24 protein-coding genes and 1 riboswitch are annotated in these 26,103 nt (G+C 45.3%); of the genes, 13 read left to right on the top strand and 11 right to left on the bottom strand.

Annotation, left to right across the window (positions count from 1 at the left end; translation table 11 throughout):
* The first annotated feature begins 110 nt into the window (after positions 1 to 110).
* The 3 genes from KW93_RS11370 (at position 111) to KW93_RS11380 (ending at position 2,932) form a co-directional block, all read left to right on the top strand.
* The gene (locus KW93_RS11370) at positions 111 to 593 is read left to right on the top strand and encodes a nucleoside deaminase (RefSeq protein ID WP_033543139.1); all 483 of its coding nucleotides are present in this window, start codon (positions 111 to 113) and stop codon (positions 591 to 593) included.
* 167 nt (positions 594 to 760) lie between these two features.
* Positions 761 to 1,948, top strand: coding sequence for a DUF4317 domain-containing protein (locus KW93_RS11375; RefSeq protein ID WP_033543140.1), 1,188 nt, complete (start codon positions 761 to 763; stop codon positions 1,946 to 1,948).
* Between the two features lie 69 nt (positions 1,949 to 2,017).
* Positions 2,018 to 2,932, top strand: coding sequence for a hypothetical protein (locus tag KW93_RS11380; RefSeq protein WP_033543141.1), 915 nt, complete (start codon positions 2,018 to 2,020; stop codon positions 2,930 to 2,932).
* Positions 2,933 to 3,008: 76 nt separating this feature from the next.
* Here KW93_RS11380 and KW93_RS11385 read toward each other — a convergent pair whose 3' ends face one another.
* From KW93_RS11385 to KW93_RS11395, 3 genes are all read right to left on the bottom strand, one after another.
* Positions 3,009 to 3,506 (bottom strand): DUF4188 domain-containing protein, encoded by a 498-nt coding sequence (locus KW93_RS11385; protein ID WP_033543142.1) that lies wholly within the window; start codon positions 3,504 to 3,506, stop codon positions 3,009 to 3,011.
* 2 nt (positions 3,507 to 3,508) lie between these two features.
* Entirely contained in the window at positions 3,509 to 4,063 is a 555-nt protein-coding gene (locus KW93_RS11390) for a PadR family transcriptional regulator (RefSeq protein ID WP_081987009.1), read from the bottom strand.
* 248 nt (positions 4,064 to 4,311) lie between these two features.
* Entirely contained in the window at positions 4,312 to 5,181 is an 870-nt protein-coding gene (locus KW93_RS11395) for a helix-turn-helix domain-containing protein (protein ID WP_033543144.1), read from the bottom strand.
* 98 nt (positions 5,182 to 5,279) lie between these two features.
* On the opposite strand from KW93_RS11395, the gene KW93_RS11400 reads away from it, so the two are divergent.
* Positions 5,280 to 5,951 (top strand): hypothetical protein, encoded by a 672-nt coding sequence (locus tag KW93_RS11400; protein ID WP_033543145.1) that lies wholly within the window; start codon positions 5,280 to 5,282, stop codon positions 5,949 to 5,951.
* Between the two features lie 52 nt (positions 5,952 to 6,003).
* Here the strand turns inward: KW93_RS11400 and KW93_RS11405 are convergent, their stop codons facing one another.
* Positions 6,004 to 7,197, bottom strand: a complete 1,194-nt coding sequence (locus KW93_RS11405; RefSeq protein WP_033543146.1) for a hypothetical protein — start codon at positions 7,195 to 7,197, stop codon at positions 6,004 to 6,006.
* Positions 7,198 to 7,392: 195 nt separating this feature from the next.
* On the opposite strand from KW93_RS11405, the gene KW93_RS11410 reads away from it, so the two are divergent.
* The 3 genes from KW93_RS11410 to KW93_RS11420 all read left to right on the top strand — a co-directional run bounded on the left by KW93_RS11410 (position 7,393) and on the right by KW93_RS11420 (position 10,772).
* Complete coding sequence (locus KW93_RS11410; RefSeq protein ID WP_033543147.1) at positions 7,393 to 8,184, top strand: nucleotidyltransferase domain-containing protein; 792 nt, start codon at positions 7,393 to 7,395, stop codon at positions 8,182 to 8,184.
* Between the two features lie 128 nt (positions 8,185 to 8,312).
* Positions 8,313 to 8,414, top strand: a riboswitch (SAM riboswitch).
* Between the two features lie 94 nt (positions 8,415 to 8,508).
* Entirely contained in the window at positions 8,509 to 9,255 is a 747-nt protein-coding gene (locus KW93_RS11415; protein ID WP_033543148.1) for a cyclase family protein, read from the top strand.
* 245 nt (positions 9,256 to 9,500) lie between these two features.
* Entirely contained in the window at positions 9,501 to 10,772 is a 1,272-nt protein-coding gene (locus KW93_RS11420; protein ID WP_033543149.1) for an OFA family MFS transporter, read from the top strand.
* A 108-nt stretch (positions 10,773 to 10,880) separates the two neighbouring features.
* On the opposite strand, the gene solA is transcribed toward KW93_RS11420, so the two are convergent.
* From solA to KW93_RS11450, 5 genes are all read right to left on the bottom strand, one after another.
* A complete protein-coding gene (gene solA / locus KW93_RS11425) occupies positions 10,881 to 12,023 on the bottom strand; it encodes an N-methyl-L-tryptophan oxidase (RefSeq protein WP_033543150.1) in 1,143 nt (380 codons plus the stop codon).
* Between the two features lie 392 nt (positions 12,024 to 12,415).
* Positions 12,416 to 13,519, bottom strand: coding sequence for an MBL fold metallo-hydrolase (locus KW93_RS11435; RefSeq protein ID WP_033543152.1), 1,104 nt, complete (start codon positions 13,517 to 13,519; stop codon positions 12,416 to 12,418).
* Entirely contained in the window at positions 13,516 to 15,171 is a 1,656-nt protein-coding gene (locus tag KW93_RS11440) for an ABC transporter permease (RefSeq protein WP_052131581.1), read from the bottom strand. Before KW93_RS11440 ends, KW93_RS11435 begins: the two co-directional genes overlap by 4 nt.
* Before the next feature lie 51 nt (positions 15,172 to 15,222).
* Entirely contained in the window at positions 15,223 to 16,239 is a 1,017-nt protein-coding gene (locus KW93_RS11445; protein ID WP_033543153.1) for an ABC transporter substrate-binding protein, read from the bottom strand.
* Between the two features lie 2 nt (positions 16,240 to 16,241).
* The gene (locus KW93_RS11450; RefSeq protein WP_033543154.1) at positions 16,242 to 17,210 is read right to left on the bottom strand and encodes an ABC transporter ATP-binding protein; all 969 of its coding nucleotides are present in this window, start codon (positions 17,208 to 17,210) and stop codon (positions 16,242 to 16,244) included.
* A 147-nt stretch (positions 17,211 to 17,357) separates the two neighbouring features.
* Between KW93_RS11450 and KW93_RS11455 the strand changes: the two genes are divergently transcribed.
* Together KW93_RS11455 and KW93_RS11460 are read left to right on the top strand one after the other, a co-directional pair.
* Positions 17,358 to 18,251, top strand: coding sequence for a LysR family transcriptional regulator (locus KW93_RS11455; RefSeq protein ID WP_033543155.1), 894 nt, complete (start codon positions 17,358 to 17,360; stop codon positions 18,249 to 18,251).
* A gap of 78 nt (positions 18,252 to 18,329) precedes the next feature.
* Complete coding sequence (locus KW93_RS11460) at positions 18,330 to 19,112, top strand: nitroreductase family protein (RefSeq protein WP_033543156.1); 783 nt, start codon at positions 18,330 to 18,332, stop codon at positions 19,110 to 19,112.
* A 118-nt stretch (positions 19,113 to 19,230) separates the two neighbouring features.
* Here KW93_RS11460 and KW93_RS11465 read toward each other — a convergent pair whose 3' ends face one another.
* Together KW93_RS11465 and KW93_RS11470 are read right to left on the bottom strand one after the other, a co-directional pair.
* Positions 19,231 to 19,602 carry a VOC family protein gene (locus KW93_RS11465; protein WP_033543157.1) on the bottom strand — a complete coding sequence of 124 codons (372 nt, stop codon included), beginning with the start codon at positions 19,600 to 19,602 and terminating at the stop codon, positions 19,231 to 19,233.
* 140 nt (positions 19,603 to 19,742) lie between these two features.
* Entirely contained in the window at positions 19,743 to 20,312 is a 570-nt protein-coding gene (locus tag KW93_RS11470) for a YdeI/OmpD-associated family protein (RefSeq protein ID WP_033543158.1), read from the bottom strand.
* Positions 20,313 to 20,516: 204 nt separating this feature from the next.
* Here KW93_RS11470 and KW93_RS11475 point away from each other — a divergent pair, with 204 nt between their 5' ends.
* The 4 genes from KW93_RS11475 to KW93_RS11490 all read left to right on the top strand — a co-directional run bounded on the left by KW93_RS11475 (position 20,517) and on the right by KW93_RS11490 (position 26,025).
* The gene (locus tag KW93_RS11475) at positions 20,517 to 21,626 is read left to right on the top strand and encodes a carbohydrate kinase (RefSeq protein WP_033543159.1); all 1,110 of its coding nucleotides are present in this window, start codon (positions 20,517 to 20,519) and stop codon (positions 21,624 to 21,626) included.
* Positions 21,623 to 22,540, top strand: coding sequence for a pseudouridine-5'-phosphate glycosidase (locus tag KW93_RS11480; RefSeq protein ID WP_033543160.1), 918 nt, complete (start codon positions 21,623 to 21,625; stop codon positions 22,538 to 22,540). The genes KW93_RS11475 and KW93_RS11480 overlap by 4 nt, the downstream gene beginning before the upstream one ends.
* A gap of 163 nt (positions 22,541 to 22,703) precedes the next feature.
* On the top strand, positions 22,704 to 24,257 hold the full coding sequence (locus KW93_RS11485) for a sensor domain-containing diguanylate cyclase (protein WP_033543161.1): 1,554 nt from the start codon (positions 22,704 to 22,706) through the stop codon (positions 24,255 to 24,257).
* A 223-nt stretch (positions 24,258 to 24,480) separates the two neighbouring features.
* Complete coding sequence (locus KW93_RS11490) at positions 24,481 to 26,025, top strand: malate:quinone oxidoreductase (protein ID WP_033543162.1); 1,545 nt, start codon at positions 24,481 to 24,483, stop codon at positions 26,023 to 26,025.
* Positions 26,026 to 26,103: the final 78 nt, after the last annotated feature.

Consider the following 26,103-nt stretch of genomic DNA (forward strand, 5'->3'; position numbering starts at 1 on the left):
AAAGCTGGGATTTGAGGCGGATGGCCGGGTAATCGACGGGGAAGTCGTTTATAAACTGGCGTATTAGGAATCGAAAACCGGCTTGCTAAGAACACGAAGGAGGCCCATATATGATCACCGAAACCGATTTGAAACATCTGGAGCGTTGTGTCGAACTCGCGGAAACGGCTTTGGAAAAAGGCGACGAACCGTTTGGGTCTGTTCTGGTGTCATCTGCGGGCGACGTGCTTTTTGAAGACCATAATCATGTGGCCGGCGGCGACCATACGCAGCATCCGGAGTTTGCGATCGCGCGCTGGGCGGCAAATAACCTGGACCCTGAAGAACGGCGCAAGGCAACAGTCTACACATCCGGAGAACACTGTCCGATGTGTGCGGCGGCTCACGGCTGGGTCGGTCTGGGGCGAATCGTGTATGCCAGTTCCTCTGAACAGCTTGCGGGCTGGATGAAGGAACTTGGCGCACCGCCGTCCCCTGTCCGGAATCTGGCCATAGGAGATGTGATTACGGGTGCGGAAGTGGAAGGACCTGTTCCTGAACTGGCAGAGAAGGTCCGTGAACTTCACCGCCGGCTGCACGCCGCAAAGCGGTAAACAATGCGCCGTTTTCTGCTTGTTTCGAATACAATAAGTATTGGCTGTGTAACCTTGTTCCTCTTATTTATTGTTATAATAAAGGAGTATCAAAAGCGGAATTTTCGCTTAGGATGCTCTTTTTATTTGCAGCAAGGATTTTACTAGCCAGGGAGTTGGAGATTGAAATGAACAAAAAAGATATAGCCGATATTCGCAAACGATTCAAGCTCGATACCGATTTATTGAAAATCGCTGATATTTATAACGTATATATTCAAAAAGACACCAGTGAAATCTTCCACGAGGAGAGCCGGTCGTTTTCTTTATTGGACCGGGAGCAGCAGGAGCTGTTCCTCGATAATTTTAAAAAAGTACTTGGCGGCAAGCTGGATCAGAAATTGTTTGAAGTGAAGTTCCAGCCGCAGGAAGAAGGGCAGGACGACCACACGCAGCACTTGTTATATGAAGGACTCGAAACAGAGGATAAAACGGAATGGCAGGCATATATGCAGGCGATCGCCTTGAAGATGGTGCAGGAGCGGCCTTATGAAAAAGATATGGTTGTGACTTTTATTCACGGAAATTACTTTAAGACGACAAAACGGGAGCCCGATGAAACGGAAGTCGACATGCGCGATGAAGTGTTCACGACGCCATTCATCCTCTGCAGCATGAACCAGACGGAACTTCCGAAAAGTTCGCTGGTGTTTGATTTTGCCGAAAAAGAATTCAAGTCGAATCTGGTGACCGATCCCGTCATTAAACTGGCGTCGCCGATCGGCGGATTCCTGTTCCCGAGTTTCACGGACAACGCCGCCGACATCCACCACATCCTGTATGCGGCGGGCAAAGCGAATAAACCGGATTTCCAGTTTATCGAGCAGGTCCTGAACGGCGATGAGATCATGACGGCCGAAGAAGATAAAGCGGTCTTCGAAGAAATCGTCAAAGCGGTGATCGGCGAGGAAGTAAACTCGAAGACGCTTGCCAATGTCTATGATGAGATCAACGCCATGCTTGAAGTGGAAGATGAAGAAGACAACGAAGAAGGCACGCCGGTGCTCGACTCGAAAGAAGTGGAGCGGGTGCTGAAGGCGAGCGGCATGGAAGTCAGCACAGAGAAAGTGGAGCAGGCATTCCGCCAGGTCGTGCAAGACACCGATTATGAAATGAAAGCAAGCCACATCGTTCCGAGCTACGGGTCGAAGTCGATCAAAATCAGTACGAAAGTGGCGGATATCAAGATCAGCCCGCAAGACTTACGTTACGTCAAAGAAGTCAATTACAACGGTAAACGCTGCATTCTGATCGAAGTGGAAGAAGACACGATGATTGAAGGATTCAAGCTGCTGGCGGAAGAGGAATTGGAGTAGAAAAGTGAGGTTTAAGTTCAACGTTCGATCTGTTTGGTGAAGGAATTCCAGGAGCATGGGGGCGAAAAAATGGAAGTGAATCATACTTTTCAGTCGGCAATAGAAGATTCAATGGAATTTCTTCACTTATATTCTGAGGTGACTGCGGAGGATGTAGAAAACAGCCGCAGAAAATGGGACGGATTCTGGTGGCATATGGCAGCTCTCCACGAAATGGGGGAAGTAAAACGAATTCCCGCATCGGCCATTGCAAAAGCCAAGTACATACTCGGAAACCATACCTGGCCTGTTTTCGTCATTTCGACTGGAGACGCTCCGCACACGGAACAAGATAAGAGGAAGATGGATTGCTGCCATTGTGAACTAGCTGTTTATTATATGATTTTAATGGATTACGGCTGCGATCTCGACACGGAACTGCCGTGGATCCGTGAGTGGTTTCTCAAACACCAGCTGCCGGATGGTGGATTGAATTGTGAGCCGGAAGCCTATCTTCATTCCCGTAAGAGTTCTCTTGTGTCGACTTTGCCTCCGCTTGAAGCCGTTTTGCGATACACAAACCGCGAATACACTGCGCAGGAAGCGAATTTTCTGGACGAAGGCGCCCGTTATCTCATGGAACATCGACTTGCCTATACGAAAAAAAGCGGGGAGATTATCAACGAAGACTGGTTAAAGCCCTGTTTTCCGAGATTCTTCGAATACGACATTCTTCGGGGGATGTCTTTTTTGGTCGAATGGTCGCGCCGCAGGAACAAACCGCTGCCGGCAGAAGTGATCGATAACGGAATCGAACTGCTAAGCGATCATATCGACTCCACAGGATTAAGGATAGGAAGGCGGGTATTCGATCCGTCCGGTCCGTGGGGCGGGCATACTTTTGCGCTGCTTGAAGCCGTATCTGAAGTTGGGCAGGTTTCGCCTTTTCTGACGCGGCAATGGAATCACATACTCAGCCAATCAGATCCAAATCAAACAAATTAAAAATCAAAAACCTCATGGGAATTCAACGGGAAGAAAGTTTCCGCGATTGAATTCTCATGAGGTTTTCTTGATCATTTCAGCTATTGGCCACTTTTGCCTTTTCCTTTTGCAGCCGCTTCTGGGCCGAAACCCGTTCTTTCGTAATCGGTATATGTGTCAAAGCCTTGCTTAATCCATGGCGCGGCATATTGCCGTAAATCGACTCGTAATTTCCGGCTTCCAACTCATACGTTTCGTGGTAGATTCCGACAGCATCGTTATTGCCGACTTTTTTATTGAAGTTTTTCCATGCGGATAGATGCTTCTGCATCTTCGCATAAGCCAGCAAATCTTCAGTTGATCGCCAGTATTGGATCATGACGGTTGTTCTGAGGCCGAAATAGCTTTCCATGGACAGGAAGCCCAATTCGTCTTTATTGGTATAGAGCTCTTTGATCATGCCGGGCATGGCATTGAATACAGGAAGCCATTTGTGCACGGCGAGGCGGTTATTGATCCGCATGCCAATCAGGAAGACGACAATTTTTTCATCATTTTCGGTCGTGAAACGGCCGGGGTAAACTTGTTTCGCCATTTTTACTCCTCCTCATCCATAAGCTGTTCCAGGGTGGAATTGCACCACTCGATGCCAGCTTCTGTTACCCGTTTTCCATAATCCAGCGTAAACAGCCAGTACTTTGTATCGGCTCCTTTCTCTTTGTGTTTCGTAATGCCTTCTTCAATTGCGGTATAGGTGGCGTAGCGCGTTTCCAGCTTTCTCTTGTATTCTTCCACTTGGAAAAGCGTTTTTTCGTTGGACTGATGGCGGCCGAAAAATAATTTCAGCAACAGCTCATTGCGCTCAACCGGTATTTGCTCAATGGGCTCTTCCAGCCAGTTTTTCAGGACTTCATGTCCTTTGGCGGTCAATTCGTATTCGTTTTTGGCGGGCCTTGAATCGTCTGCAGTTGAGCGGACATTGGCCAAACCTTCATCAACAATCAATTTCAGCGTCGGATAAATCTGTCCATAGCTGATTTTCCAGAAATGATTCAAACTTTGATCAATCATTTGCTTGATGGCATAGCCGGACCTGCAATCAGTGGTCAAAATTCCGAGTATGGCATATGTCGTATGATTATATGGTTTCAAATGGCTCATCCTATCTAAAAGATATATATCTATTAGATATATATTACAAAAGAATTTCTATGAAGTAAAGTCTGATTAATCAAATTATTTGTCGATGCGGATAAAATCTCTTGCTATTTTAAAATTAACCTGACAAAAACCAGCACCTCTGGAGAGGCACTGGTTTTATTTTCATTACAGCAAGATTTGGATAGCAGAGAAATAATGCTGCAATTATAGTTGAATTACAAATAAGGAAGGAGCTGCAATTAAGCATTCGCATCAATCGGCAATTTCTTGATGGGGGCGTAAATATCGTAACCTCCTTCGAGATTATGCACATCGTCAAAGACCTGGACGAGTTCAATGTCCGATTCTTCCGTTTCCTGTCTTGAAATCTTCAGGAATCGGGCGTAATCGGTTTTCAGGACATCGCCAATGTCCAGCAGATCTCCGGAATACCTGAATCTGGCACAGAATAGCGGCGGGACATCGACGGTGAAGTAAAATGGCTCCTCGATTTGAAGGTGATGGGGAACTCCGAACAGCACTTTGAAGCGGGTCGAGTCCGGCTGGCAATTGGAATAGATCACGTAGCAGGCGCCGGCCACCGTTTCATCGAGCCGGTCCAGCAGCATCTGTGCATGGGCGCGAATCTCTGCTTTGTAAGCCGCGTTTTTCAGATCGACTTCAAAAGCGATGCCGCTGAGCCGGACCGTTTCAAATTCCGTCAAATTGAAATCCGTCACCACATCACCGTTGATGTTCTTGATGGACCTTCTCACCACTGACGGAACAGGTTTATGGACCAGCGATTTGCCTCCTTTTTTCAACGCACTTGGTGCTGTGCCGTATTGCCGTTTGAAGGCCCGGGTGAAAGAGGACTGGGTACCAAAATTCAATCGATAGGCGATGTCTGTCAGGGAGTATTCGTTGCTTTGGATCATGTGAATCGAGGCATTTAATCGTCTCGCCAGGATGTAATCGTGCAGGGAGCAGCCCATCATAGCCGAGAATAACCGGTGGAAATAATATTTGGATATGTTCGAGTTCGCCGCTACAGCATCCAGTGACAAGGGCTGCTGCAAATTATCTTCTATATGCAGTAAAGCGCGCTCCATGACTTCGTAATGATCCATCCTGCAACACCTCCTGATTTTTCTTTTTTTTCAGATAAGTATAGCATTTTGCTGCTTTATCGGTGCAATAAAATAAATGATGGAATGGAGGAAAAAACATGCAAACTGTGTATTTGGCAGAAGAAAGCAAAAAGGGAATAACGCCGGCAGTTCTGATTCGTTTCTCAGGATTGTTCGGGGCAATGGCAGGATTATTATTTATCGTCATCCAGCTGGTCCATCCGGCGGATCAATTGGCTTCAGTCGGTACGGCTTCATGGGTTATCGTTGCGGCACTGACAAGCATAATGGCGCTTTTCAATATCATAGGAACTGCAGGAATCTATGCAGCGCAAGTAAAGGAAAGCGGCTGGCTCGGGTTGCTTGGTTTTGTTGTTTTCAGCTTGTTTTGGATGGCAACGCTAATTTTCAGTTTTATTGAGGCGCTTGTGCTGCCTGTGCTGGCGACTGCAGCTCCAGCGTTTGTGGAAGGATTTCTTGGCATTTTCGGCGGCTACGCAAGCCGTGTGGATCTTGGCTTTCTGCCGGCGCTGGCGCCGCTGGCAGGCGCAATGTATATTTTCGGTGGTCTTCTGCTCGGTCTGGCCATCTTCCGTGCAGGCGTTCTGCCGCGGCTGTCGGGGGCTTTATTGGCATTCAGTGCGGTTGCGACTCTCGCTGCCGCTGTCATTCCGCATCCATATGACCGGGTACTGGCGGTGCCGATGGGAATCGCATTGATTGTTCTGGGGTATCTCCTTTGGTCGGAGCGCTACAGCAGAAGGAATTAAGAGAGCAAAAGCCTGCGTCACTGAAGATTTCAGCGACACAGGCTTTTCTCTTTTATTGCAATGAAATGCTGACAGACTTGTCGTCTGCAGAATCGATATTGCCGCCAATCTGGCCAATCCCTTCAATATGGAGGACATTATCTGTTTCGACAGGAGGATGCTCCCGAAAAACGGACAATGTATTTATTTTCCTGAAGTCTTTGTTGAATTCGGTCAGCACAAGCCCTTTGATAAAGTATTCCGCAGAATCGATGCGGATTTTCAGGAAATGTTTATGAAGCGCCTGTTTGTCCCAGATGACGAGGTTCATCGGATCAAAACCGGCCACTTGCATGCTGCCGGTCAGCGTCAAGCGGATGCCGGGCTGGGCATCGAATGCTTGAAAAGCTTCCGTTTTTTGATGCTGAATCGATGAAACTATCCGTTCCGCCTCTTCTTTATCGCCGCTGTCCGCAATGGCTGCAGGTGTATAAGCGGAATAGCGGGATTTGAAGAAATGGAAGAGATCGAGTTCGGAATGCACGAACTCTTTTTGCCAGCCGGAAGAAAGCTGGTCGAGCAGCAGACAAAGAAACAAGCCTGAACTATAGCAGCTTTTGCGGATGTGGAGATGGGAATCTTCCGCATCCAGAAGCATGTGGGCATAGCGTTCAAGTGCTGTTTCGCTGTTGCTGATATCCCGCAGCGCCTGATATTCGACATAAAATGCCGGACCTTCGATCGTTTCGACGCGGTTTTCATAATCGACAACGGCGGGAAACAAGCGGATCCGTTCGTCGCGCAGCGAAATAACTTCGTTGATCAGTTGGATTTGCGTGTCTTTCGGACTTTCGTGAACGGCATCGTGAAGCGCCTTCCGTTCCCGGATACGCAGCTGGATGAACTGGGAATCGGCCGGAAAAGAGGGACCGATCGCTTCGTCCGGGAAGCGGCTTTCGCTGAGTGAATTCTGGTAGGCGTGAAACGATTCATGGACAATGAGCGAATAGATGTCTTCGAAATTGTCGAAATAGCGGATGTCGACGATGGCGGTTGGAATGTCCGCATAGATGATAGACGTACAGGAGACGAACCGGTCATCTTTCGGAAAGCTGATATACGGATTTTCGCTGCAATCCGGATGGTTGAACAAATACACATCATGTTCATCATAAAGGGCAAAAGCGCCTTCTTGAAATCCGTTCCAGTACTTTTCAAAATGTAAGGACGGCAAAGCTGCTGTCATTTTCTCCACCAGATCCTGCATGGTAAGTCCCTCCTTAGTCTTCTGTTTATGCTATTTGACACTGCTTCACCTTTTTCCTTGTTTCGGGAAAAGACGGTTCTGCATCTTTTTTATTCTCATAGAAAAAAACATTATTTCAAAGCAGATTTATGCTACATTTAGAAGCAATAAGAAATGAAGTGCATAAGAATTTTCTAGATGCTGGAGGAACTGTAAATGAAAGCAACCATTCAACAAAAATTATTGGAAATCGAAGAGAAGCACGGTGTAAAGATTTTATACGCAGTGGAATCCGGAAGCCGGGCATGGGGATTTCCTTCTAAAGACAGTGATTACGACGTACGCTTCATTTATGTGGAACAGCCGCACTGGTATCTTTCGATCGATCCGCAGGGAATCGGGCCGAAACGGGATGTCATCGAAGAGCCGATCAATGATCTGCTGGATATCAGCGGATGGGAAATTACCAAAGCACTGCGCCTTTTCAGAAAAAATAATCCGCCGTTATTGGAATGGCTGAGAAGTGAAATTGTTTATTATCAGAAATACGACTTTGTCGATAATATGCGGTCGTTGGAATCGGATGTATTTTATCCGAATTCAATGCTCTATCATTATTTGAACATGGCGAAAAAGAATTACCGCGAGTATCTGCAAGGGCCGGAAGTGAAGATTAAAAAGTATTTTTATGTCCTGCGGCCGGTAATGGCGTGCAAATGGATCGAGAAGTACAGCGAAACGCCGCCGATCAGTTTCCATGAATTGCTGGAAGACATTATTCCTGAAGGTCCATTGAAGGATGATGTCAATCAGCTCCTGAAACGAAAGCTTGCCGGTGATGAGCTTGATCTTGAACCGCGCATCGATGTGATCAATGAGTTTGTGGAAGATGAGGTGGAACGTCTCGAAGAATATGCAAAATCGCTCCATATTGAAATGGAGGATCCGACGGAACTTCTGGATGGTTTGTTCAGAGGGACCTTGGAAGAGGTTTGGTCAAAATCTTAAGACCTCTTTCAGTCGTTAAGTTTGCTCCAACACCCATCACTTCCTGTGAAAAAAACAAACGATTCAAATTCGATTGACTTTTTAAACAATAGAATGTAGGATGATGGATAACCAATTGAATAATGACTTTCTTATCAAGAGAGGTGGAGGGATTTGGCCCTTTGAAGCCTCAGCAACAGACTGCAAAGTACTGTGCTAAATCCAAGAGCGCTACAGCTTGAAGATGAGAAGAGAAATTTGACTTTACGATGCCAAACCCTCTTCTTAATCCAGGAAGAGGGTTTTTTACTGCCCTCTATCCATAACCCCCAAGGAGGAATTAGAATGACCATCAAAACACTAGAAACAATTGAAGCCATCAAATTATTGAAGGAAAAGAGCTGGGTTGATCTAACCCATGCATTCGGACCGGATTCACCGCATTTTTCAGCGTTCGAAGACGCGGAATTCAATACTTTGTTTAGTCATGATGACGGGTTCTTTGCTCAACGCTTTACATTTCCCGGGCAATACGGAACTCATCTCGATGCGCCAATCCATTTTGTCCGCGATACCCGTTATCTCCATGAACTGGAGTTGAAGGAATTGGTATTGCCGCTCGTAGTTATCGATAAATCGAAAGAGGCAGAAGCAAACCATGACTTTACGTTAGGGATTGCGGACATCGAGCAATTTGAAGCGCAGCACGGCAAAATTGAGGAGGGTACATTTGTTGCGCTGCGAACAGATTGGAGCAAGCGTTGGCCGGATAAAGAGGCGTTTGATAACAAAGACGAAGAGGGCAACAGCCATGCACCGGGCTGGTCAGTGGAGGCCTTGAAATTCCTTTTTGAAGAACGAAAAGTGCAGGCAGTCGGACATGAAACATTTGATACTGATTCCGCCAGTGACTACCGGAAAAACGGAGCCTTGCTCGGTGAGTATTACGTGCTCGACCAAGACACATATCAAGTTGAGTTATTGGCGAACTTGGACCAGGTTCCGGCTAAAGGAGCGGTGATTTTCAATATTGTGCCGAAAGCGGAAAATGCATCAGGGTTCCCGGTACGGTCATTTGCGATATTGCCGTAAGGAATAATTGAAATAAAAAGCAGACAGCGTTTCTCCGCTGTCTGCTTTTTTCATTATTATAATGATTACTGTTTTTTTATGTCCTCAGTTGATATATAATGGCTTTACTATCTTTCGTAAATAGGTTATTTTATAGCTTAATACATAAAATTAAACTAATTAAATCAGCGAAAATACGAACTATATATATAAATTATATTATATAGTTCGTAATTTGGGTTTGAAAAAGTAGGAGGTGTTGTCAGATGGATAAGTTTGATAATAAGTGGGTGCGTGCTGTACTTCCGGCTCTATTGATTCATTGCAGCATTGGGACAGTGTATTGTTGGTCATTGTTCAAAGGGGATATTGCCTCTTATATGGGGAACACAATCGGGGAAGTGGAATGGGCATTCAGCATAGCCATTTTTGTTCTCGGTATGTCCGCAGCTTTTGGTGGTAAGTTTGTTGAAAAAGACATTCGTAAGTCTTCCTTGGTCGCGGCATTGTTCTTCGTTGTCGGGATGGCATTAACAGGGTTCTTCATTTATCAAAAATCCTTGCTCGGTGTTTACTTTTCCTATGGAATTGTGATGGGGATTGGACTTGGAATCGGTTATTTAACGCCGGTAAAAACATTGATGCTATGGTTTGGTAAGCAAAAAGGGTTGGCGACAGGCCTGGCAGTTTTAGGCTTCGGCTTAGCGAAGGTGATAGCAAGTCCCTTAATGATAAAACTGCTCGGCGAAAGAACCAATGAGGGGATTTTGGTGAACCCTGCAAATATTTATACAATGTTTTATATTTTAGCCGGGATCTATTTAGTGATGATGATTACCGGACATTTACTGATTAAGAAACCAACTGGATATGAAACAGAAAATGCCCAAATTCAGAGTTTCAGTTATCTGAAGGTGCTGAAAAATAAAACGTTCATCGGTATTTGGCTTATGTTTTATCTTAATATCACATGCGGGCTAGCTTTGATTTCACAAGAAAAAGGAATACTGCTGTACATCGGTTTTGGAGCGATTGGTTTAGTCAGTTCGTTGACAGCTGTTTTCAATGCGGGCGGGCGGCTTATGTTCTCTTCATGGGGTGACCGGTTACAAGATCGCAACTCCATCTATAAAATTATTTTCATATCATCCATTGCGGCAATTTTGTTGACCGTTTTGTTCGGTAATATCAATAGTACGATTACGGCGATCCTGATCATTAGCTTACTTTGTATCGTGAATGCGGGTTACGGCGGCGGATTTTCATCTTTGCCCCCATTATTGGCTGACCGCTTTGGGATAAACAGTATTTCTACTGTACACGGATTGGCTTTGTCAGCCTGGGCATTCGCAGGACTGACCGGGAATCAGCTAAGCACTTTCATTCTGGAAAAAACACAATCTTATAACATGATGCTGTATGTCATTATGGCTCTCTTTATGATTGCCACTTTAATCAGTATATTCGTTGTGAAACCGGAAAAAGTAAATGTAAAAAATGAAGAATTCAATGTTAAAGAAGAAGTGCTTGCTCGTTAAGCAACCTCTAAACTGAAACGAAAAGGATGCCTCAGGTAGATGGGCATCCTTTTCGTTTCAAATAGTTTACTAACAGAGCATGTTCACAGCCACCAGAATAGGAGATTATCAGGAACCGAATCTTGTTAGAGAGAATATTGAAATATCAAACTTACTTTGTCCTTCTAAAGCCATTTGGCTTAATACTTCACCCATCACACTTCCAAATTTGAAGCCATGACCTGAGAAACCGCAGGCAAAAATAATACGGTCATTTTCCGGATGGTGATCAATGATAAAATGATTATCGCTTGAGATGGTATATAGACAAGTTTTTCCTTGTTTTAAAATTCCATTCGCACCAGGTAAATAGGTTTCAAGTACCTGCCTCAAATCACTTTCATCTGTTTCATATAATCCGAAGTTCTGGGTTTGCAGATCAGGGTCAATAGCTTTTCCACCGTCGGCTCTCCCGATTTTAAGACCATCACCATTGAAATCGGGGAATCCATAAAACCCTATTCCCTCGTCCTCGCCATAAAAGGCAGGCATGTTATCAGCATGATAAAGGTCGGAAGGTGCTTCAAACCAGCCAACATTTTTACGGGTTGGTTGAATAGGAAGATTTAAATCCGGTAAAAGTTTTGCGGCCCATGCTCCGGCGGTCACAATTACTTTCTTGGCATAGAATGCCGTGTGCTCGGTTGAAATCTTCACCTGCTGCTCGTCATCCATTTCAATATGCTGGACGGGAGTATTAGTTAGAAGCGTGGCTCCGTTTCGAATAGCCAAATCTTTGTATGCCCGAATGGCATTTTCGCTGTAAATTACTCCTGATTGGGATTCAAAGCAGCCGATAAAATCGTCCGGTACAGAAAAACCAGGCCATCTCTCATTAATTTCAGCGCCGTTCAATATCTCCAGAGGCAAATCGTGTTTTTGGGCAGAAACCATTGTTTCCGCCAGAAAAACGGAGTCTCCTGGACCGAATCCGAGGATACCGGTTTTTTCGAAAATCTTATAGCCTGTTTGCTGTTCCAGATCCTCCCACAGTTGCTGGGCACGCTTCACTAACGTAACGTATTGACGCCCTTCACCGTATGCATGCCGGATCAGGCGGGTGTCCCCGTGATGGCTGCCATTAACATGCGGCGGGTCAAAAGCATCCATCAATAAAGTCTTGGCACCCTGTTGGGCTAAAAAAGCACCCGCAGCCATTCCCATTGTTCCCGCGCCGATTATTGCTACATCATAAACAGTTTCTTTAGTCATTGTCAGTCAGCTCCGTTCTTCATTGGAAATATGTTAGTCCCAGAAATAGTAGCCTGCATAGAAATATCGGGTTTTATAGTTATCCAGTAAACAACCTCGTTCTGTAAAAGAAACTTTCTTGCTTTTATATGTAGATTTCCCATAACTTCCATCTGAATGGATCTAAGAAAAACGAATTTGATTATTAGTAGATAGTATGGAAGATCGGAGAGATTGTCATTTTGCAAATTAGTGATATGCAGCTTGGCTTATTGAAATTCTTCTTACATTATATATAAAAAAAATGATTCTTCTCTATTTGAAAGAAGGATCATCTTTTTGTTTGAAATATGGATTGTAAGGATTAGTAAGAATTGGAAAACGGACAATCGGATTTCTTCTGGAAATAGATTTTAGTAATTTAAATGGGGATCAAACTTCTTTTGTGCAGTATTGTCTGAGCGGAGTGACTTTAAAATTTTCTCCAAATCATTGGCTCTGCTATGAAAGAAAATATAATCTTCAGCATGGATTGTTTTCACTAATGTTTTTAAATCTTCATTATCAGGATGCGATTTATAAAAAGGCGATTCCTCGTTTTTATAGATGCCGGTATTTATTTGTTGTAAACCACTCACTGCACTGAATAGCAAAAATATGCCGGGCTCTTTCGTTCGGCCGTAGATTTTCAGTCGCTCGCTTTGTAACATTGCTTCGAATTCATCTACTGCATCCCTATGTATATTGTCAGGGTATTTTCGGTATAGCTCTAAATGTTCCCGTAAAGCGGGTTCGATATAAAAGTCCCTGTCAGGCAACGCTTTAAATAGAAAGAACAAAAGGTCACAAGATTTCCCTGATAGGGTAATGGGTATCAAATATTTTTCAAATGGATTCTCCAGTAACGACAAAATATTAGCGATACTTTTGTCATAAGACATCATTTGGGCGGAATGGCCACTATCAATCAATGCGATATCATATGAGCGGACTTCAGGTTGGTCAGTGATTAATAAGGGTGAGGCAAGTGCCAAATCTCCAGAGTAAAAAAGGGATTGTTCCCCTGATTGAAAGCTGTACCATACACTTCCCAGCATGTGACCACTGTAGCCCCAAGCAAGGGACATGTCTTCAGTGATGAGAAGGGGACTGGCTTTTGAACAACTGGAAAAAGAACGGAAATGCAAACTTTCGAGTATTGTTCCCGGCCATTTCGTCTGCCATCTTCCCATAATGCCCGGCATTTGGGATAAGCTTGCTTCACTCATCCATATGTGACCGGTGAATCCTTTTTCGGCTAGTAAAGGCAGCGCGCCGATATGATCATTATGGACGTGTGAGATGAAAACAGCTTGAATTGACTGTGCTATTTCCTCAGTAATGGCGGGGTATATTTCCGGATTTCCATTGCGTACCCCGCAATCAAGCATGATGCGTGTGTCTGTAGTGTGATCTGTCAGTATAAAGCAATTGCGGCCATATTCTTTTACTCCTCCAAGAACAGTGATCTCCATCATCGATTCGGCCTTATAGCCCTTCGCTGTAATAATTCAATGAGAATAATGCAAATTATGGTTAATAGCACGGTAATGACAGCCATTGCCATTCCTTTGGACACATCTCCTTGTTCGAATTGGCTGAAGATGAATGTGGCACTGGTTTCTACTGACGGAGGAAGAATAAGTAAAGAGCCGACGAGTTCCCGCATGGAAATGATGAATGTCATCATCCAGCCTGCTAAAATCCCTTGGCCTAAAAGCGGCAGCCATACTTTAACTAAAATCAAACCATAATTTTGGGCGAATACCGCATTGGAATGATGAATGGATGGATCAAGCTGGGTCAGCGCCGATTTTGTATATTGAACAGAATAAGGCAAGAACAGCACGATATAGGTAACGATCGGCATCCAGTTTGTATTATAGATCGTTGCCGGCAGCCAAGCCGCGTTCCAAAACAGGATGAGGCCGACAACAAAGACGATTCCTGGAATGATGTTGGACAACAGACCTGTAAAATCAAGTAATTGCTGCGGTTTCCTTTGCGCATCCTTAATATATAATGCAGCCGCAAAGCCGATCAGCGCCGCGATAGTCGAAGCTATTAAAGCAAAGTTGATGCTGTTCATCAATGCTTTGAAGCCGGACGAACCGATTGTAAACAATTCACTATAGTGGATCAAGCTTAAATTGCTCAAGCCCATCGGCTCTCCGCGTACGTTCAATAACGAAGTGACTATGATTGAGAAGTAAGGTATACCGATAGATAATCCTGTAATCATAATAATATAGCCAATGGAAAAAAAGCGGATGATGAGTGAATCCTTCGTTTGGGCTGAACTGGCTGATTTGCCGGAATGGATTCCATATGTATACTTGCGGCTGATAATATTTTGAATATACCATATCACCATACAGACACTGAGTAAAATCATGGAAAGGCTGGTAGCGGCTGAAATATTAATTGGCCAGTGGGAAAGATAATTATGGATTTCAGTAGTGAACACATTATAGCCGATCCTTTTTCCAAAGGTCGCAGGTGTTCCGAATTCGGCCAGCGTTTTGATAAATACCAATAATGCAGCCATTACATAGCTGGAAACCAGCAACGGCAGAACAACGCGAATCCAATTTAAAATCGGATTGCCGCCGTATATTAATGTTGCATCTTGAAAAGAGCCGTTGATTCTCAGCAAAGCATTTTTAAGCATCAAATAAAGAAATGGAAACAAGTGCAGGCTCATGATAAATACCATTCCAGCTACACTGAAAAAGGTAAAAGGAGCCTGTGCACCAAAAATCTGTTCATAATAGCCGTTGCGCTGCATAAAAAGGATCCATCCCATAGACCCGATATAAGGCGGTGTCATAAAAGGGATGATAAAGACAATATCCAGCCAATTGCTCCGGACGAGAAAAGTCTTCGTTCTAATGATCGCCAAAGGAAGTGCAATGCATGTTGTTGCAACAATTACATAGCCGCCGAGCATCAGGGAATTTCTCATCGTTTGTAAGATGCTGTTGTTTTGTAAGGCAGACTGCATTGCGTCAAATGATAAATTGCCATCTTCGATAAAAGTATAGCTGAGCACCGCGATAAGCGGTGCTCCAGCTAAAATACCGAGTATGATAAACAACGCCATAAAAGGTGCGTGTCTACTTATGGTCATACATACTCCTCCATTACGTTGCTTCAGGACTGATCAGCCTTGTTACAAGAATTACTTTAGTGAAAGGAACTTTTCTAATGTCTCGATCTGTTTCTCTTCCATATTTTCAAGATCCATAGGAAGTGCTGGGATATCAGCTAATGGAGCACGATTGTTTAACTCGATTTCATCATTGCCAGGCAAGATATAAGCATCTGCTACCAATTTCTGGGCCGTATCAGATAACAGGAAATCGATATATTTTTGTGCAGCTTCCGTGTTAGGGGCGTCTGCAAGGATGCCGGCAGCACGGGGGCTGATGACGGTGCCGCTTGCAGGGTAATAAATATCAACGGGCTCGCCACTGTCTTTTGCCTTATAAGTCATATAATCGACAGCTGAAATGACCACATCTTTATCACCAGTGATGACAGAATCCAACGATTCTTTATTAGCGCCTGCTACCACCATGCCATTGTTCAGCCAGTCTTCAATCAATTGCCAGCCGCTTTCATCGGCATTGGTTATTCCGTACAGGAAGTCGACAGCTGATCCGGACGATGTCGGGTCCGGCATTGCAATGCGTCCTTCCCATTCCGGTTCACTGAATTCGTTCCAGTCCGCATCAAGTGAAGGAACTTGGTTGGTATTATAGGCAACGCCAAGAGCAGATGCGCTGTATCCGTAATAATAATGTTCGGAGTCACTCCAATCAGCGTTAACTTTGTCTCCATTTTCTGATTCATATGCTTTTAGCTTATTCTCGGATTTCAATCCTTCCATGGACGGTACGGAAGCAAGAACGACAACATCCGCTATCGGGTTATTTGATTCGGCTTCCAAACGGGACAGGATTTTTCCGGTTGTTCCTTGGAACATTTCGACTTTGATGCCGGTTTCTTCTTCAAAGCTTGTTTGGATTTTTTCCGCAAGCCCTTCAGGTCCAGCAGAATAGACGGTAAGTGTTTGAGTTTCAGAAGAAGCGGCAGTTTCAGCTTCAGCCGTTTGATCCGTGTCATTTCCACAAGCACCCAATAATACTGCAGTCGTGAAGATTCCTGCCAAAGCGGTCAATTGTAATTTTTTCATCATTATGCCTCCTGTTTTGTTAAAGAATGAATTGTATTATCTTCTATATATAATTTGAGTTTAGTGCCTTCCTCGTGCGGCCGGTAATCGTAGAATTTCCATAACTGTCCCTTCGTCTCAGCGAAGATGATGTAGCGATCGCCTTCATACAGACTCTTCTGGACAACACCCACTCTAAATTTGGCGTCGTTGACAGGACGGAGATGGATGTTCTCTGGACGGATCATTTTCTGTTCATCTTCTATCCAGTTCGTTTTGCCGATAAAGTTGGCTACAAATGGATTGGCCGGTGAATAGTAGATTTCTTCAGGTGAACCGGATTGCACAACATCGCCAGCATCCATCACAATCATACTGTCCGACATCGCCATCGCCTCCGTCTGGTCATGTGTGACGAAAATAGCTTGTGAACCGATCGATTGAACGATTGTCAGAATCTCCTCGCGCATTTGTTCGCGCAGGATGGCATCAAGTGCACTGAGTGCTTCATCGAAAAGGATAAGCTCAGGGTTAATGGCAATCGCCCTTGCCAATGCGACACGCTGTTGCTGTCCTCCTGATAATTCCCGTGGTTTCATATTTGCTTTTGCTTCCAGTTTCACTTTCAATAAGGCATCGCGAATAATCTCAGCTCGCCCGGTTTTAGACACTTTCCCGCGAAGCCCGAACTCGACATTTTCAAACACGGTCATGTGCGGCCAAAGCCCAAAATCTTGAAAAACCATAGCAATTTGCCGCTTGTTCGGCTTTACATTGATTTTCTCAGGCTTGGAAAAAATAATCCGGTCATCAAAATGGATTTTTCCGGCTGTCGGTTCTGTCAGTCCGGCAAGCATTTTCAATAAGGTAGTTTTACCGCAGCCGGATTGGCCGAGAATCGTAACAAATTGTTTCGTGATGGATAAATTGGTCGGCTTTACTGCATAGACATTGCCATATTTCTTCTCGATGCCTTCCAAGCGAATGATCATTGAATCCTCTCCTCATTTTCTCCTCACCTGTAAGTCTACATAGGGATTGTTTAGCTATTATTAACAAACCGTTAACATTAGATTAAAACATCTATGATAAAATCGTTTAAATGTTAGATAAAATCTAAAATGATTTAGGGTGATAAAGTGAATATTCATAAATTACAAGTTTTTCTTTCATTGGCCGAAACTAGAAAAATGATTGCTACAGCAAATTTGTTGGGATTATCCACCCCAACTGTATCTTTTCATATCAAATCGCTGGAAGAAGATTATGGCATTCAGCTTTTTCGCACGAATGCCGGAGGTTATAGGCTGACTGATGCGGGGGAGTTGCTTCACCATTATGCTAAGCAATTAATTCAAATCAATCACACGCTGGAAAAAAGCATAGAAGATTATAAGAACGGGGAAAGCGGTTCAATTCGGCTGGGAGCAAGTGGTGTGCCGGCACAGCTTTTCATGCCGGACCTGATTCATCAATTTGCTGAACGTTACCCCCGTATCAAATTGTCATTGGACGTCAAAACAGCTCCTGAAATCGAAAATAAGCTGCTGCTGCAGGAGCTTGACTGCGGCTTGGTGATGGAAACCGGCAGCAAGGAACCCGATCTGATCTATGAGCCCATCATCAGCGACAATATTGTTCTGGCTTTCAGCAAAGCACATCCTTTTGCCGGTAAGCATGCTTTAGGGGAGAATGATTTAGCTGATCAAATATTGCTTGTCCATAGGCTCTCAAGCTCTACAGGTCACTTCTCTAAATCATGGTTGCTGGAGCAGAATCTGCAAACAGAAATGATCCAGCTGGATTCTGTTTCAACCATTATAAAAATGTTGTCCTACGGGAAAGCCGTTGCGCTGATTTCAAAAAGATTGATAGAAAAAGAGGACGATTTGACTTATATTGAATTCCAGAACAAAAATATGGAAAGGCAAATCCATTTTGTGTACCACCGCAATATATGGATAAACGATCCCTTCAAGGATTTTCAGAAGCTGGTGGAAGGATTGAAGGAAGAAGGCCAATCAAACAGATAGAAGAAAAGGTTTTTACGTAAAACAATATTTTCGGAACATTCCTATTAGTGCTATAGTTTTCTATAGGGAGTGATGAAATTGGAACTGACAGATGTGATACACGGACACCGGTCGATAAGGAAATACGAGGACCGCGAGATCAGCCAGGACTTGCTGGATGAGATTTTAGAGGCGGGCATACGGGCTTCGTCGAGCGGAAATATGCAGACCTATTCGATTATAGTGACAAAAGATAAAGGGCTGAGAGAGAAATTATACAATGCGCATATGGAACAATCGATGGTGGTGGACGCGCCAGTGCTGGTGACGTTCTGCTGTGATTTTAACCGGATGCGGAAATGGCTGGCGCTGAACGATGCACCGGTCCATTTCGATAATTTCATGAGTCTGATGATCGGCTCCATTGATGCTACGCTCGCGTCGCAAAATGTTGCGCTGGCTGCAGAAAACCGGGGACTGGGAATCTGTTATATGGGTTCCACGCTGGCGAATTGCGACCAAATTGGGGAATTGCTGAGCTTACCGGAAAACGTCGTACCGGTTGTCGGCTTTTCTCTCGGATATCCGGCAGAAGATCCGGCACCCCGGGACCGTCTGCCGCTCGAGGGGATCGTCCATTACGAGCAGTACCAGGATTATTCGGATGACGATATCTTGAAGATTTACGAGGAACGCAACAAAAAAGGATGGAACCGCTATATGGACATCCCGAAATTGAAAGAAATGGTGGAAGAGCTGGGACTGAAGAATCTGGCCCAAATTTATACAATAGCCAAATACACAAAAGAGTCCCATACCGGCTTTTCGCAGAAGGTGCTGGGTTACTTGGAAAAGCAGAATTTCATGAACAATAAATTATAGAATGCCAAAAGCCCGCAATCTGGAAAGAAACTGACCAGATTGCGGGCTTTGGCATAGATTAAAGTTATTTTTACCGGCGGTTTCGACTGCATGTGTTTTCTTTTTTCTAAAAAATTCCTCACCGATGCTGATCAAACAAAATCGGATTGCCGTCGGGGTCTTCAATAGTGAAACTGGCCGGACCTTCGCTTGTTTCATCAGCTTCACTGGTGAACTGGACGCCTTTCGCTTTCAGGGTTTTCTGGATATTGCGGATGTCGGTGAAAGAATCCAGATTCTGTGCGTTTTCATCCCATCCCGGATTGAAGGTCAGTATATTTTTTTCGAACATTCCCTGGAATAACCCGATCACCGTTGAGCCGTTTTTCAAAATGAGCCAGTTCTGTTCGATGTCGCCGCCGAGCGTTTCGAAGCCAATCTTTTCATAGAAGTCTTTGGATGCATGGATATCTTTTACGGTCAGACTGATTGAAAAAGCGCCTAATTGCATTTTTCTCGCCTCCGTTTCAATTTTTACTACTGTAAGATCTTTTACAGAAACTCTTCCCTAACCATTCAAGAAACCGAGCGGCGATTCCTGCATAGTGGGTAAGCATTTTTAGCTGTACAGAATCCATAAACTTCTGATTCTCAATAATCCAGCAGGCGTCCTTTGTCATTCCACTGGCCATACATTTTGTTTTCTCTCGTTTTTTCGATAAACTTTTCCAGTCTTGCATTGAAAACAGCCGGATTGTCTCTATTGCTTTGAATCGTATCAATGCGAATCCTCCTGTACAGTTCAGGGAAATGGAGGACGTTCTGATAGACCCGATCGTCCTGTTTCAGGCGATTGTCGATTTCTTCATCGACAATAAAAGATTCCGGCCGCATATCGGGAAGAACTTTCATTCCTTCTTCAGTCATCAGGCCTAATTTCTGCAATCGGCGTACCCGCTCCTTGTTCAGTTCTGTCCAATTGCTTGTTTTATTTCTCGGGGAAAGCCGCTGCGCCAGTTCCGTCTCGGAAATTCTCTTTTTTGTGCTGTCGATCCAGCCAAAACACAACGCTTCTTCAACGACATCCAGATATTGCAGGGCATGCCACTGTTCAGCCGTGCCGATAATCACCCAGCAGAGTTTTTCCTTCTGTGAATTCTCCTCCAGCCAGTTCCGTAAGTCCTCTCGCGTCTTCGCATTGATTAAATTTGTGATTTCCATTTTTAAGTGGTTCCTTTCGCAAAACGAATAGTTGCCTTTAGTATAACGGTTTACGGAATCCAATAGAATGCAGGAACAATGAAACTTTTCTGCTGTTTTCAATACAAACTCGTTGACGAAAGACCAGATAAGATTTACACTTTAAACATAAGTTAATAAAATAAACATATGTTTAAAAAGTTCGATCAGGAAGAGGTGAATGGAATGCCTGAGAAACTTAATGACAACGAACAAGCCGTGCTGGAGCAGATCCGTAAAGATCCGTATATTTCTCAGCAGGAGCTTGCGAAAGTGGTGGGTTTGTCCCGTCCTTCGATTGCCAATATCATTTCCGGTTTGATGCGCAAAGGTTATATCTTTGGCAGGGCTTATATCCTGAACGAAAGGGAGCCGGTCATCTGCATCGGCGGCGCGAATGTCGACCAGAAATTCTACATTAAAGATAAAGCGCAACTGGGTACTTCAAATCCCGTCAATGTGAGCCAGACCGTCGGAGGAGTTGCCCGCAATATTGCGGAAAACCTTGGACGCCTCGGCATGGATGTATCACTGATTTCCGCAAGCGGTGCAGACAAGGATTGGTCGATTATTGAAGAAGCATCAGGCCGTTACATGAAGCTGGAAGGGGTGACGCAATTCCCGGGAAGCGCAACCGGCTCGTATACAGCCGTCTTGGACACAACAGGTGAAATGATCATCGCGCTCGCCAATATGGAAATCTACGATGCTATCACGCCCGACTTCCTGCAGCAGTATGAAAGTCTGCTCAGCCGGGCAAAAAGTATCGTCGTGGATCTGAATTGCCCGAAAGAAAGCGTGCATTACCTGTGTGAGACGGCCAGAAAATACGGCGTGCCGATTATTCTGATCCCGGTATCCGGACCGAAAATGGCCCGGTTGCCTGAAGAACTGGACGGCGTCACTTGGCTCATTACGAACCGCGATGAATCGGAAGTTTATTTGAAGCGGGAAATCACGGACGATATATCCTGGCGGGGAGCGGCCGAAGAGTGGCTGGCGCGCGGTGTTGAAAACGTGGTCATCACGAACGGCAAGGAAGGCTCCATGATCGGCAATAAAGAAGAAGGCATTTTCCATGTTCCTGCCTATTTAACAGAGGAAGTCGCAGACGTCACGGGTGCGGGAGACGCATTTTCATCAGCTGTCATCTATTCGTGGCTTGACGGGAAATCATTGATCGATATCGCAAAAGCCGGCAGCGTGAACGCTGTCAAAACGCTTCAGTCGCCTTATACAGTGAGACAGGATCTGTCAGCGGAACAACTACAAAAAAACCTGGAGGAATTAGCATGAAACAATACATCGTATTATCCGAAGAAGTGCGCACTGCAAAAGAACAGGGAAAATCGATCGTCGCTCTTGAATCGACAATCATCTCACACGGCATGCCGTATCCGCAGAACGTGGAAACTGCCCGCGCAGTGGAAGAAATCATCCGTGAAAACGGAGCTGTACCGGCGACAATCGCGTTGATCGACGGCAAGATCAAAATCGGCCTGACACATGATGAGCTTGAAATGTTCGGCAAAAGGACGGATGTTGCGAAAGTATCAAGACGCGACCTGGCGTACTTGCTTGCAACGAAAAAAATGGGCGCTACAACTGTAGCGGCGACAATGATCTGTGCTGAACTGGCAGACATCCATATTTTCGTAACCGGCGGAATCGGCGGCGTTCACCGCGGAGCGGAAACGACAATGGACATTTCAGCTGACCTTGAAGAATTGGCTCAAACAAATGTGGCCGTCATCTGTGCAGGCGCGAAATCCATCCTGGATCTTGGCTTGACGATGGAATACCTGGAAACTAAAGGCGTACCGGTCATCGGTTACCAAACAGACGTCCTTCCGGCGTTCTTCACACGCACAAGCGAATTCGCTTTGCAGATCAACGCAAAAGACGCGGATGAAGTGGCTGCGACACTGAAAGCGAAATGGGACCTGAACCTGAAAGGCGGAGCGGTTATCGCGAACCCGATTCCGGAAGAGCACGCAATGGACGAAGCATTCATCAACGGCATCATCGACTCTGCGCTGAAAGAAGCGGCAGAAAACAACATCGCCGGCAAAGACGTTACACCATTCATGCTCGGCAAAGTGAAAGAATTGACTGAAGGCAAGAGCCTGGAGGCGAACATCGCCCTTGTAAAACACAACGCAGTGATCGGATCAAGAATTGCAGTAAGCTTCAATTCGATGAACCAATGATTCATGCGGGCACACCTCAGCGGGTGTGCCCGTTTTTTATACGACAAAATTATGAAAAATATTTGTTTATGATTTACAAAAATACACAAAAATTCACATATTTTTTGCGTAAGTTATGCTACATTATAAGTAAAAAATCATAAGTAGAAGAGGGTTTAGGAATTTGCATTCTGCATTAACGGTTTATATTACGCTGATCTGTACGTCGAGTGTGTTTATTGTGTATCTGGGTTTACGTGTATGGATGAAGCGCCATCATTATTCGGCCATCGCAAATTACTTTCTGGTTTATACGGCTGCAATCGCCATCTATTGTTTGGCAGCCGCTTTGGCGCTGACATCTGCGACACTTGGCGAGATGAAATTCTGGACAGTTGTCCAATACATAGGTATGCCCATTTCCTCTCCATTGGGTCTATTGTTCATCATGAAATATCTGGGGATCAAAGTGACGTTGAAAAGATGCGCCGCACTGCTTTTTCTGCCGGTCATCACGTTTTTCATGGTTGTAACGAATGATTGGCATCATCTGCATTACCATGTATTTGAAATCGATCCGGCTTTGGGGCTTCCGTTTATTTATCTGGAAATTGGTCCATGGTATGCGGTTCATGGCATTTATATTTTCGGCTGCATGTTCATCGCCTTGCTGCTGATGATTTCACAGTGGAAAGAAACTGCCAGGACGTACCGTCCGCAATTGATCGCGCTGATGTTCGGCCAGCTGGTGCCGATGGTGACGGCTTTTCTCTATTTGATCGGACTGACCCCGTCCGGAGTCGATCCGGTGCCGATGGTGATGTGGCTCACTTCGCTGCTGTACCTGTGGGCCATCCGCTCTTCCAGCCTGTTCGCGATCATGCCGGTCGCGAAAAACGCCATTTTTAACAGCATCAATGATGGCGTCATCGTGCTGGACGGCACATATCGCCTGATTGATTATAATGAAGCGGCTAAGAATAACTTTCCCGGACTGAACAAATCATTGATCGGCACACCTGTGCAGAAGCTGTGGAGAGAAGTGGCAGCTGATGAGAGGGCGCTGAATCTGCAGCACACCGAGGATGTCCAGGAAGTGAGGATGGTTGTCAGCGGAACGCATAAAGTTTACCAGCTGCGCATTGCTCCACTAGAAGAAACGAAAGGCTCGCTGCTGATTTTCACGGACATGACGGAGCTTAAGAAACTGCAGGCGCAGCTGGAGCATCAGGCTTATTACGATGAACTGACTGGTATCCACAACCGGCGCGCATTTCTGCAGCAGGCGGAAAAAGAACTGGCTGCAGCGAGAAAAGAAGGCATGCCGTTCTCTGTCATCCTGATGGACATCGATCATTTCAAAAAAGTCAATGACACCTACGGGCATCACACCGGGGACGAATTGCTCGTCCATGTGGCTGAAACATGCCGCACGGAGCTGGACGAGAGAAACTTATTTGCACGCTACGGCGGAGAAGAATTCGTCATCGCGCTAAAAGGCTTTCCGACAACTGCTGCTGTGCAGGCAGGCGACAGCATGCGGCAGCAGCTGAAAACACTTCCATTTGGTTCGGAAACGGGTTTAATTGCAGTAACGGTGAGTATGGGAGTCTCTGAAGGTACGGATAAAACGCTGCATCAACTGCTGCATGAGGCAGATACAGCCTTGTACGAGGCAAAAGAAGCCGGTCGCGATCAAGTGCGCGTGTACGAAGCTGCCAAAGAATCAGTAAATTGAAATTCATGGAATCCCTATAAAGATAGGTAGCTTTTCTTTATTGCAGGGTGAAAATGGTATATAATTATCAGTTAGAAGTAGAACTATTTACTTTATGGCAAGCCGCGATAGATTTTACGAAAAACTGAGGCAAAAAGATGATTTCCGGAAGTCCTGGCTCGAGTTCGAATCGGGCAGGGGGGCCGGCATTTTTTTGCAAATATATGGGATAAGGAAGGGTATAATGAGCAGCGTACCGAAGAAAACAGACGTTATCTTAATCGGAGCCGGCGTGATGAGCGCGACATTGGGCTCAATGTTGAAGGAAGTCGCACCGGACTGGGAAATGAAAGTATTTGAGAAGCTCGAAAAAGCGGGAGCGGAAAGCTCCAATGAGTGGAATAATGCAGGTACTGGACATGCAGCGTTATGCGAATTAAACTATACGCCGCAAAAAGCGGACGGCACGGTCGAAATCGACAAAGCGATCAAAATCAATGAACAATTTCACATGTCACGCCAATTCTGGTCATTCCTGGTAAATGAAAAACGCATCAACAACCCGCAGGACTTCATCATGCCGATTCCGCATTTGAGCATGGTGCAGGGTGCGGACAATGTAGATTTCCTGAAAAAACGTTTCAACGCATTGACGCAGGTTCCATTGTTCGATGGAATGGAATTTACGGATTCCCCTGAAAAGCTGAAAGAATGGATGCCGTTGATCATGGAAGGGCGCACTTCTGCGGATCCGATTGCGGCAACAAAAATCGACACCGGAACGGACGTCAATTTCGGCGCATTGACTCAAATGCTGTTCAAACACCTTGAGCAGGAAAATGTCGAAGTGAATTATGAGCACTCCGTCAAAAACATTAAACGTTTGAGCGACGGCACGTGGGAAGTCAAAATCCACGACATGAAAAACGACAAAATCGAATATCATACAGCGAAGTTCGTCTTTATCGGCGCTGGCGGCGGAAGCCTGCCTTTATTGCAGAAGACCGGCATTCCGGAATCCAAGCAAATCGGCGGATTCCCGGTAAGCGGCCTGTTCCTGGTCTGCAACGACCCAGAACTTATCAACCAGCACCACGGTAAAGTCTACGGCAAAGCGAAAGTCGGTGCACCGCCGATGTCCGTGCCGCATCTGGACACCCGTTATATCGACAATAAAAAATCGTTATTGTTCGGGCCATTCGCCGGATTCTCACCGAAATTCCTGAAAACGGGCTCGAATCTCGACTTGTTCGGCTCCATTAAACCGAATAACCTGCTGACGATGATGGCGGCAGGCGCGAAAGAAATGGGCTTGACGAAATATCTTGTCCAGCAGGTCATGCTGTCCAATGAAAAACGCGTGGAAGAATTGCGCGAATTCATCCCGACGGCCAAACTGGAAGACTGGGATGTGGTCGTAGCCGGCCAGCGCGTCCAGGTCATCAAAGACACAGAAGAAAAAGGCAAAGGCACGTTGCAATTCGGTACGGAAATCGTCACAGCCAACGATGGCTCGATTGCCGCGCTGCTTGGCGCATCACCGGGTGCATCGACAGCCGTTCATGCGATGCTTGAAATTTTCAATAGATGCTTCCCTGAATACAAAGAAGAATGGGCACCGAAAATCCGTGAGATGGTACCGTCTTACGGCGTTTCCCTTGCGGACAACCCGGACTTGTTCAAGGAAATCCACGAAATGACCGACAAAGCGCTCGGTTTGAATGAAACGGATCTGTCTACAGCTGAAATAGCTGATGCTGCTGATGAATCAGTGAAAGAACGAGTATAAATAGAAGGAGAAAGCCTCAGGTGATGGGGCTTTCTCCTTTTTTGGTTGTTTGTGGGCGGGAGAGCAGAGTTTGTGCGC

The organism is Planococcus sp. CAU13 (assembly GCF_000775575.1).
Lineage (GTDB): Bacteria > Bacillota > Bacilli > Bacillales_A > Planococcaceae > Planococcus.